This is a genomic window from bacterium (assembly GCA_040755795.1).
Lineage (GTDB): Bacteria > UBA9089 > CG2-30-40-21 > CG2-30-40-21 > SBAY01 > JBFLXS01.
The window spans coordinates 1-5906 of sequence record JBFLXS010000250.1 but is presented as its reverse complement, the minus strand read 5'-3'; the positions used below and the strand labels follow the sequence as shown (position 1 = coordinate 5906).

The window sequence follows — 5906 nt, the reverse complement described above, 5'->3', positions numbered from 1 at the left end:
TAACCCTGCGTTGCAGTTGACGGCGGGGGACTGTGCCGTGGTCAGAGTTTTGTGGTCTCTCAAAGTTTTATCTTGCTATCAAACTTTTGTGGTAATTCTCCCCGCCGCACCTGAACTCTATCGTTAGGCAACAAAAGCAATTGACAACTGCAACTCATTTGTACTATAATTATTGGTGTGAAAGGAGTAAATATGATGAGCAAGAACGCTGTCATCTATGCTAGAGTAGAATCTGATCTAAAGGAACACGCTGAAAGCATCTTCCGCCGTCTTGGTGTTTCAACAACTCAGGCGATAGCCATCTTCTACAAGCAGGTGGTTCTTCGGAAAGGACTGCCCTTTGACGTTGCAATTCCAAACAAGACAACGCAAAGGACGTTTGAGGCAACAGATGCCGGGCGTGATGTAATTCTCTGTAAAGATGCAAAAGACATGTTCCGGAAATTGGGGATATGATGTATACGCCTGTCTACACGAAGCAGTTCTCTAAAGATATTAAACTCGCCCAGAATCGCCGAAAGAACATGGAGAAATTAAAAATGATTGTCCGATGTCTGCTTGACGGTGAACAATTGGATCCGATACACCGAGACCACAAACTTATCGGAGATTATGTGGATCGGCGAGAGTGCCACATAGAATCGGACTGGTTGTTGATATACAAGATTCAGGGAAATACAATTGTTTTTGAGCGGACAGGTACTCACTCAGATTTATTCAAGAGGTAGTGAGTGCTCAACAATTGCATAAGGATTGGGGCAGACATTAATTATGGAATAGAGAAATAAGAAGAAAAAGACGGTGAAGTGGAACTTTTTCCTAACAAATCGTTGCAGCGGACGGCGGGGGCTAACTGCTTTTCAAAAGTTTGTAGTTTATCAGAGTTTTGTCTTACTTATAAAGTTTAGTGGTAATTCTTCCCGCCGCCGCTGAACTCAGTCGTTAGCCGAGATTGAAGGGAGATTAGTCTATATGAGAAAGTTACGATTATATCTTGATTCGTCAATATTAGGTTGGTCATTGAATCGCGGTAATCCCACTCGCTTTGCTGAAGCCAACTTGCTTTTGCAGCAAATTGCTGATGGAAGGTTTATCGGAGCTTATTCTTGGATTAGTGAGCAAGAGATCGAAGCTGCACCAGAGCATATTGCTAAGAGATTATGGCAAAAGGTTTGAGGAAGCAAAATTAAAAAGGGTCCCGATTCGTTTAAGGAAACAAGCAGATGAACTTGCACAAACATACTGCGACAAGAAAATTGTACCTTCTGATTTTAAAGCAGATGCTCTTCATATTGCCATTGCAACCTTATGGAAAGCTGATGCATTAGTAAGCTATAACTTTGAACATATTGTGAGTCTTGAGATTATGGTTGCGGTGAACGAGGTAAACAAAACAGTTAATCTAAATAAGATTTTCCTCTGTCAGCCCCAGGAGGTGATAATCGGTGGAAGTTAAAGAGAAAGTATTTTCTTGTTTAAGCTGTGGAGCCGATACGGGTTGTCCAAATAAACTTATTTGCGATAAGTGCAGAATACTGAAGAAACAAAAGACACCCTTGGTTCGTGAACAAAAGGTTGTAGAAAAAGGTAGACTTCGACTGACCAATCGCTGCAGCCGACCTCGCTTATGCTCGGCGGCTGAGCTCAATCGTTATACTGCAAATAGATAGTAGGTATCTTACCAAACCGTAACTATTCAGCCATTGACTAACACGGATAAATAGCAGAAGTCAGAGGACAGATGAAGCCTCTTGCATAAAAATAGGTAACCATTCAGGTAATCCTTTACCGCAGAGACGCAGAGAAACAGAGAGGAAAATATCTTTGTAAGAGTTCAGGTAGGATAAAAATAAGGAGAAAGGGAGAAGATGGAGAAGTGGAGAAAAGAAGAGTTAACTGATAAGATTATTAATGCCTGTATTAATGTCCATAAAAAGTTAGTGTCGTGTTGAACAAATAACGCACGGAATTTGATTCTGGTAACTATCCGTTTGCAGGTTACGAAACCTGATGATGCCCCGTGCAAAACTTACTCAACACGACACCAGGATTGATGTCCGAAAGGTGGAGCAAGAAAAAGTTTGAGCCATTTCTCCAATTCTCCCTTTTCTCCATTTCTCCTTGTTTACACTTCTAATGTATAGCCCTTGAACGGTTACATATCTTTTTTTTTCGTGTTTTTCGGTGTTTAAAAAGGCTTAAAAAACAGTTAGTCGAAAGTCCGTATTAAAAGATTAATAAACAAGGAAAGTCCCGAAATGCACAAAAAAGGAAATTTCTGTCTCTGGTGAATAGATTTTAATTTTTTCTCTGCGTCTCTGTGTCTCTGCGGTGAACGGTTACAAAAATAGGAAGTAAGAAATGGGGTAACCGTTCAGGCTAGATATCAAAAGTGTAAGAAAGGGGATAAGAGTGATATGGAGATAAGATAATAGAATATAGATTGAAATTTATAGAAATAGGTAGAAATTGATTGTGGAAAACAACAAATTTCCATAAATTTCTATTAGTTTCTATTAATTTCAATTTTTTTAATAATATCTCCCTATCTCCTTAATCTCCACATCTCCTTTTGTTACACCACCTGAACGCTTACTAAAATTGATATGAGATACAGAAAAAATGAGCGGGAGCATTATTAGAATCGCACCTATGAGGTGAAATTTTTGCCTAATCCAGCAATGTAGATATGAAACAAGTTCAGGGCAGGCTGTGACTTATTTCCTTATTTTAGTCAATCACTTGCTCGTGAGATTAGTCGAAATATAAAAACAGAAAAAAGTCGAAGGAGGGAAAAAATATGCAGATTATTGAAGCAAAGATTTTGGACTCAACCCATTTAGAGTTGAGACAACCAATTTCTCTTTATCGAAGAGAATATATTCAGGTTTCTATTCCAGATGAGAGAGAAGAAAGTCGTTTATGGCAAGAAGCAACAAGAAAACACTTTTTAGAAGCCTACGATGATCAGGATGCAATCTATGATGAATTATAAATTTGGAGAAGTTGTATTAATAGATTTCCCACAATCAAGTAATGGTTATAGGAAAAGACGATCTGCTCTCGTAATTTTGGACATAGGTGATGCAGATATCATTTTAGCTCCTATAACCACAAAAGAACGATATGCTCAAGGCGACTACAAATTGAGAGATTGGCCAAGCACTGAATTGTTACGAGAGTCTTGGGTACGGCTAGCAAAGATTGCTTGTTTAGAAAAGAACAATATTACACGTCGGTTAGGACAACTTACAGATCATGATAAAAATATGATTGCTACACTGTGGCAGAAATTATATACATTTTAGGGACTACATCTTAATTAATAACTTTGAATTCTGTGGATACAATACTAAATTATTAAGAATGGAAGCGAGTCAGAAGAAGAAAAAAAGACGGCAGAGTGAATCTTTTGCCTAACAAATCGTTGCAACGGACTGCGGGGAAACTAACTGCTTTTCAAAGTTTTGTGGTTAACCAAAGTTTTGTTATGTATATAAAGTTTAGTGGTAATTCTTCCCGCCGCCGCTGAACTCTATCGTTATAGTGTAAGTAGATGGAAGCCAAACCTATCAACTTCAGAAAATTCCACTGTCTTTTAGAGGTTAAAAACTGATGGAAGAGGTAAAAAAAAGAAAAAGCAAAGAATTTTTAATAGGTTCTATTGTGGGTATTTTTGTGTCAATATTGTATGGATGTAATCTTTTAAATGGATTGGAATGGCAGATGTATGATATGAGATTCTGTTTTCGAGGGGAATTGGCGACTGATGAGAGAATTGTTATTGTGGCAGTAGATGAACAAAGTTTGAAGGAGATTGGAAGATGGCCATGGAATAGGAGTTCTCATGCAGAATTGATTAATGAGTTATCTCAGGCAGGTGCACGGACAATTGGAATGGATATACTTTTTGCTGAACCAGATAGACGCAACCCTTCAGAAGATAGAAAATTAACTGCGGCAACTAAAGCGGCTAAATCTATTGTTTATCTGGTAACTTATGATTCCATTGGAGAAGAAATGAGATGGATTGAACCATTTCCTGAATTGGCTGACTCTGCGGCAGGACTGGGACATGGAAATGTTATGCCTTCAGCAGATGGTGTTGTGCGCCAGGTAGGACTGGCTCAAGATATTAGAGGCGAGAGATTTTTTGCATTTGGGCTGGAGCTCGTGCGAAACTATCTGAAAGCAGAAAAGATAATTGAATTAAAAAACGCCTTTGCTGTTGGAAATTTAAGAGTGCCTAAAGAAATTATGTATATAAACTTTGCCAGCACAAGGGTTAAACACATTTCTTACTACAAAGTGTTAAGAGGGGAATTCCCGGCTAACTATTTCCATGATAAAATTGTTTTGGTTGGTTGCACTGCCAGAGGAATGGGTGATGAAAAACTAACCCCATTTTCAAAATACGCAGGAATTTCAAACGGTGTAGTAGTTCAAGCTAATATAATCAATACAATTCTAAACGGAAATTATATTGTTCCATTAAACAAAATAGCCGTTATTTTGGTAATACTTATTCTTGGGCTGGTAATAGCTCTTTTCATTAAAGGGGAGCGAATTATGTATAATACCATCATAGCCGTAGTGATACTGCTTGGAATTATACATACTTCTTTTTTACTTTTTACCTACCTGCATATTCACCTGCCTATTGCACCTTTTTTACTCACAGTGCCTCTGGTTTTTATGTGGATTGTCATAGAGAAAATTTTTACAGTAGAACATAAACTACATCAGAAACTCGTTGAGTTTTTTAAGGGCAGTCAGAAAAAAACGGGAATGGAGGAGGCGATAGAGACTATTACCAAACTTACCAGAGAATTAAATGTTACTAATAAACAGCTTCAGGAGGCAACTGAGGCAAAATCAAGATTCCTGGCAAATATGAGCCATGAACTCCGCACACCTTTAAATTCAATCATTGGGTTTTCTGAAATTTTATTAGCAAAGACCTTTGGTGAACTGAATGAGAAACAAACAAAATATGCCAACAATATCCATACCAGTGGTAAACATCTTTTAACGCTCGTCAATGACATCTTAGACCTTTCTAAGGTAGAGGCAGGAAAGATAGAACTTACTATCGAAGAAATCCCTCTAAAAGAGACATTAAGTGAATGTGAGACATTAGTCAAGACATTAGCCTCAAAGAAGAACCTTTTGCTTGAATTTAAGGTAGAAGGCATTTCTACTGTCCACACAGACCCAACAAGATTTAAACAGATAATGTATAACCTCCTTTCCAATGCCATCAAATTTACCCCTGAAGGAGGAAGGATAAATGTAAATGCAAGACCAGTAGATGAGATGGTGCAAATTTCAGTCCAGGACACAGGTATCGGAATTGCTGAGAAGGACCAACAAAGGGTCTTTGAGGAATTTGAACAGGTTGATAGTGCTTATAGCAGACAATATGCAGGCACAGGGCTTGGTCTCCCCCTAACCAAAAAACTGATAGAACTACATAAAGGGAGAATCTGGTTAGAGAGTGAAGTGGGAAAAGGAAGCACCTTTACCTTTACCATACCACTGCGAACAGAAAAAACATCCGTAATAGAGGAAGTTTCAGCACCAGCGGTGAAGTGATAGCCTGTGGTCTATTTTCAGGAGAACGCTCATGCCCCTGCAGGACACAAATGACGATGAAAATTAAGGAACTCGGGACTCGGGGCTCGGGATTCGGGAATAAAAGAATCCCCTAACCTCTTAATCTCCCGCCAGTGGGGAGATAAAAAAATAAAAATCTGTGTCCTCTGCGAAATCTGCGGATTATTTTCAGGGGAAACGGACATGAGCCAAGGCTCACAAAGGGCAATGAAAATGGGAGAAGGACAACCCCCTAACCCCCTTTATTAAGGGGGAATATCTGTTCTACACCAGAGGATACGAGTCTGTGG

7 protein-coding genes are annotated in these 5906 nt (G+C 38.8%); all 7 read left to right on the top strand.

Annotation, left to right across the window (positions count from 1 at the left end):
• Positions 1-192: 192 nt before the first annotated feature.
• The 7 genes from AB1414_13960 to AB1414_13930 all read left to right on the top strand — a co-directional run bounded on the left by AB1414_13960 (position 193) and on the right by AB1414_13930 (position 5595).
• Entirely contained in the window at positions 193-456 is a 264-nt protein-coding gene (locus AB1414_13960; GenBank protein ID MEW6608527.1) for a type II toxin-antitoxin system RelB/DinJ family antitoxin, read from the top strand.
• Complete coding sequence (locus tag AB1414_13955; GenBank protein MEW6608526.1) at positions 453-728, top strand: type II toxin-antitoxin system YafQ family toxin; 276 nt, start codon at positions 453-455, stop codon at positions 726-728. Before AB1414_13960 ends, AB1414_13955 begins: the two co-directional genes overlap by 4 nt.
• Before the next feature lie 244 nt (positions 729-972).
• Positions 973-1176: a hypothetical protein gene (locus tag AB1414_13950; protein MEW6608525.1), complete on the top strand. Its 204-nt coding sequence runs from the start codon at positions 973-975 to the stop codon at positions 1174-1176.
• Positions 1148-1456 (top strand): hypothetical protein, encoded by a 309-nt coding sequence (locus AB1414_13945; GenBank protein MEW6608524.1) that lies wholly within the window; start codon positions 1148-1150, stop codon positions 1454-1456. The genes AB1414_13950 and AB1414_13945 overlap by 29 nt, the downstream gene beginning before the upstream one ends.
• Positions 1457-2800: 1344 nt before the next feature.
• Positions 2801-2995, top strand: coding sequence for a hypothetical protein (locus tag AB1414_13940; GenBank protein MEW6608523.1), 195 nt, complete (start codon positions 2801-2803; stop codon positions 2993-2995).
• On the top strand, positions 2982-3308 hold the full coding sequence (locus tag AB1414_13935) for a type II toxin-antitoxin system PemK/MazF family toxin (protein ID MEW6608522.1): 327 nt from the start codon (positions 2982-2984) through the stop codon (positions 3306-3308). The genes AB1414_13940 and AB1414_13935 overlap by 14 nt, the downstream gene beginning before the upstream one ends.
• Before the next feature lie 307 nt (positions 3309-3615).
• The gene (locus tag AB1414_13930; GenBank protein MEW6608521.1) at positions 3616-5595 is read left to right on the top strand and encodes a CHASE2 domain-containing protein; all 1980 of its coding nucleotides are present in this window, start codon (positions 3616-3618) and stop codon (positions 5593-5595) included.
• Positions 5596-5906: the final 311 nt, after the last annotated feature.